Origin of the sequence: Pseudomonas sp. (genome assembly GCF_050739995.1) — a bacterium.
GTDB lineage: Bacteria > Pseudomonadota > Gammaproteobacteria > Pseudomonadales > Pseudomonadaceae > Aquipseudomonas.
The window spans coordinates 1-3,469 of the sequence record NZ_JBOICG010000338.1; the positions used below are offsets into that span (position 1 = coordinate 1).

General features: G+C 60.2%; 3 protein-coding genes. 1 reads left to right on the top strand and 2 read right to left on the bottom strand.

Annotated features, from left to right (window positions below; all coding sequences use genetic code 11):
- Window positions 1-256: cell division protein ZapA (locus ACRESD_RS11305; protein ID WP_431750983.1), on the top strand; the 256-nt coding region annotated here is incomplete at its 5' end.
- Here ACRESD_RS11305 and ACRESD_RS11310 read toward each other — a convergent pair.
- Both ACRESD_RS11310 and ACRESD_RS11315 read right to left on the bottom strand, forming a co-directional pair.
- The gene (locus ACRESD_RS11310) at window positions 253-2,055 is read right to left on the bottom strand and encodes an acyl-CoA dehydrogenase (protein WP_431750984.1); all 1,803 of its coding nucleotides are present in this window, start codon (window positions 2,053-2,055) and stop codon (window positions 253-255) included. The two genes, ACRESD_RS11305 and ACRESD_RS11310, sit on opposite strands and share 4 nt — an antisense overlap.
- Window positions 2,056-2,258: 203 nt before the next feature.
- On the bottom strand, window positions 2,259-3,469 hold a 1,211-nt coding region (locus tag ACRESD_RS11315), incomplete at its 5' end, for an aldehyde dehydrogenase family protein (protein ID WP_431750985.1).

Genomic DNA, 3,469 nt, shown 5'->3' on the forward strand with positions numbered 1-3,469 from the left:
GGATTACTCGATCAAGGCCCCGGCCGGGGAAGATCAAACCCTGATGCACGCCGTGACCCTGCTCAAGGCCTCCCTGGCCACCACCAAGAAAAAGTACCCGACCTTGATCGGTGACAAATTACTGGTACTGGCCGCGCTGAACCTGTGCGCCGAGCAGATCGAAATGCAGCAGCGTCACCAGCAGGAACTCGACCGTTACCAAGAGCAAGTCAGCGCCACGGTCGATGTGATTTCCAAGGTAATAGGTCAGCCTTAGAACCATTCGTCCTGCATTGCCAGGCACGTATCATCGCGTGCCTCCAGAATCGCCAGTTCATGATGGCAGCCCGGCACTTCCCAGGTCAGGAAGTACCGGGCGGCCTGGAGCTTGCCTTTATAGAAGGCCACATCGGCCGCATTCCCCTTGGCCAGCCCTTCTTCAGCGCGGATCGCCTGTTCCAGCCAGCGCCAGCCGATCACCGTATGGCCGAATACCTTCAAGTACAGCGCCGAGTTCGCCAGGCTGCTGTTGACCTTGCCTTGGGCCAGATCCGTCAGCAGGCCGAGGGTCACGCTTTGCAAGCGGTTGACCAACTGTTCCAGCGGTTCGCGCAATGCGGTCAGTGATGGATATTCCTGTGCCCGTGCGCCCGTTTCGGCGATCAACCGGATCAACAGCTTCAAGCCCGCGCCACCGTTTTGCGCCAGTTTGCGCCCCAGCAAGTCCAGGGACTGGATGCCATGGGTGCCTTCATGGATCGGGTTCAGGCGGTTGTCGCGGTAGTACTGTTCCACCGGGTATTCACGGGTGTAGCCGTGGCCGCCGAGGATCTGGATCGCCAGTTCATTGGCCTTGAGGCAGAACTCCGACGGCCAGGATTTGACGATGGGAGTGAGCAGGTCCAGCAATTCGTGGGCTTGCTTGCGTTCGGTATCGGTGGCGAGGGTCGTGGTGTCATCGAATAGCCGCGCGGCGTATAGGCCGAGGTCGAAAGCGCCTTCTACGTAGGATTTTTGGGTCAGCAGCATGCGCTTGATGTCCGCGTGCTGGATGATCGAAACCGGTGCGGTTGTGGGGTCTTTGCTGTCGGGCAAGCGACCTTGCGGGCGTTCGCGGGCGTAATCCAATGAGTACAGATAGCCGGCATACCCGAGCATCACCGCGCCCATGCCCACGCCAATGCGTGCCTCGTTCATCATCTGGAACATGCAGCTCAGGCCCTGGTGCGGCTTGCCCACCAGATAGCCGACACAGTTGCCGTTATCGCCGAAGTTCAAAGCGGTGGAAGTGGTGCCGCGCCAGCCCATCTTGTGAAACAGCCCGGCCAGCAGCACATCGTTGCGTTCGCCCAGGCTGCCATCGTCGTTGACCAGGAACTTGGGCACGATAAACAGCGAAATGCCTTTCACCCCAGGCGGCGCATCCGGCAGCTTGGCCAGCACCATGTGCACGATGTTCTCCGACAGCGGGTGGTCGCCACCGGAGATGAAGATCTTGTTGCCCTTGAGCCGATAGGTGCCGTCGGCCGCAGGTTCTGCGCGTGTCCGAATATCCGACAGCGACGAGCCAGCATGGGGTTCGGTGAGGGCCATGGTGCCGAAGAAACGGCCGTCGATCATCGGTTGCAGGAAGCGTTGTTTCTGATCCTCGGTGCCGAAGCTTTCAATCAGGTTGGCGGCGCCCATGGTCAGGAACGGGTAGGAGGTGGATGCGGCGTTGGCCGACTGGAAGTGCGCAAAACAGGCTTGGGACAGCAGGGTCGGCAGTTGCATGCCGCCCGCTTCGAAATTCCGCGCGGCGTTGAGGAAGCCGGCTTCCAGGAAGGCGTCCACGGCGGGTTTCACTTCCGGGATCAGGATGGCGTTGCCGTCTTCGTAGCGCGGCTCGTTTTCGTCGTTCTTGCGGTTGTGAGGGGCGAAGTATTTTTCCGCAATGCTGCGCGCTGTGCTGATGGCCGCATCGAAGGTTTCGCGGTTGTGCTCGCTGAACCGCTCACGCTGAGTCATGCCCTCGGCATCGAGAACTTCGTACAGCTCGAAAGCCAGATTGCGGGAACTGAGCAGCGTCTCGGACATGGCGGGTTACCTTTGGAGGAATTGGCCTGAGTCTAAGTGCGCGAATGGAGGGTGGATAGCAAGATTGATTTGGGTGATGCCCAGGCAAATGTGGGAGGGGGCTTGCCCCCGATTGCGGTGTGTCAGCCACAGATAAATCGACTGATACACTGCAATCGGGAGCAAGCCCCCTCCCACATTTTTTACCGCGTTTTGTCAGATCGTTAACCGATGGTCATCAGGCTGGCATTACCGCCTGCTGCTGCGGTGTTAACACTCAATGCACGTTCAATCACCAAGCGCTCCAGCGCAATCGCCGTCTCACCCTGCGACAAACCATGCACGCCAACAATCGCTCCGCTACGCTGGGCAACTTGCTGGCACACCGCGCGCAGTTGGTCGGAATCACCGTGGTGCAGGACCGCGTCGAACACCACCTCGTCCTTGGTCCAGTCAGCCACGCGCTTGATCTTCGCCTGAGCTTCCTTCGGTAGGCGTGGGAATAGAGCCTTGGTCAGGTCGGTTTCCGGCCATACCGCCGAACCGCCCACAGCCAATACCGCAGCCAATTGAGTCAACAGGTCGCCTTCCACTTCCGCCAGGCACAGTACGTGCTCACGAGGCAGGATGGCGTAGCTGTTGCGTTCGCCTGTCGGTCCGGCCAGTTGGCGGGTGATACCGCTTTGGGATTGTGCGGCGAACTGGCTGCACAGGGCACTCAGGTCGCTGAACTTGTTGCTGTCGGACCAGGTTTTCAGGGCCGTCAGCGGTTGGCTCATGGCGTCGCGCAGACGTACGTCCGGTGCCGTCAGTGCGTCGCCACGTACGAAGGACTGCTCGATCGCATCGGTAGGACGAGTCGACAGCAGGCGGTACAGGTACAGCGGACCACCGGCTTTCGGGCCTGTGCCTGACAAGCCTTCGCCACCGAACGGTTGCACGCCAACCACGGCGCCCACAATGTTGCGGTTCACATAGACGTTACCGGCATTGACGTTGTCGATCACCTTGGCGATGGTCTCGTCGATACGAGTGTGCACACCCAGGGTCAGGCCATAGCCGGAAGCGTTGATCTGGCCGATCAGTTGATCGATCTCTTTGCGCTTGTAGCGCACCACGTGCAGCACCGGGCCGAAGATCTCCCGTTGCAGTTCGTCAAAGCTTTCCAGCTCGATCAGGGTTGGCATCACGAAGGTGCCGCGCTTGACCTCTTCGCCGTCGGCGATTGCCACTTGGTACACGTTGCGGCCTTTGTCGCGCATGGCCTGGATATGTTTCTCGATGCCGGCCTTGGCTTCGGCGTCGATCACCGGGCCGATGTCCACCGACAGGCGCTCCGGGTTACCCAGGCGACATTCCGCCATGGCACCCTTGAGCATTTCGATGACACGGTCTGCCGAATCTTCCTGCAGGCACAGTACGCGCAGGGCAGAGC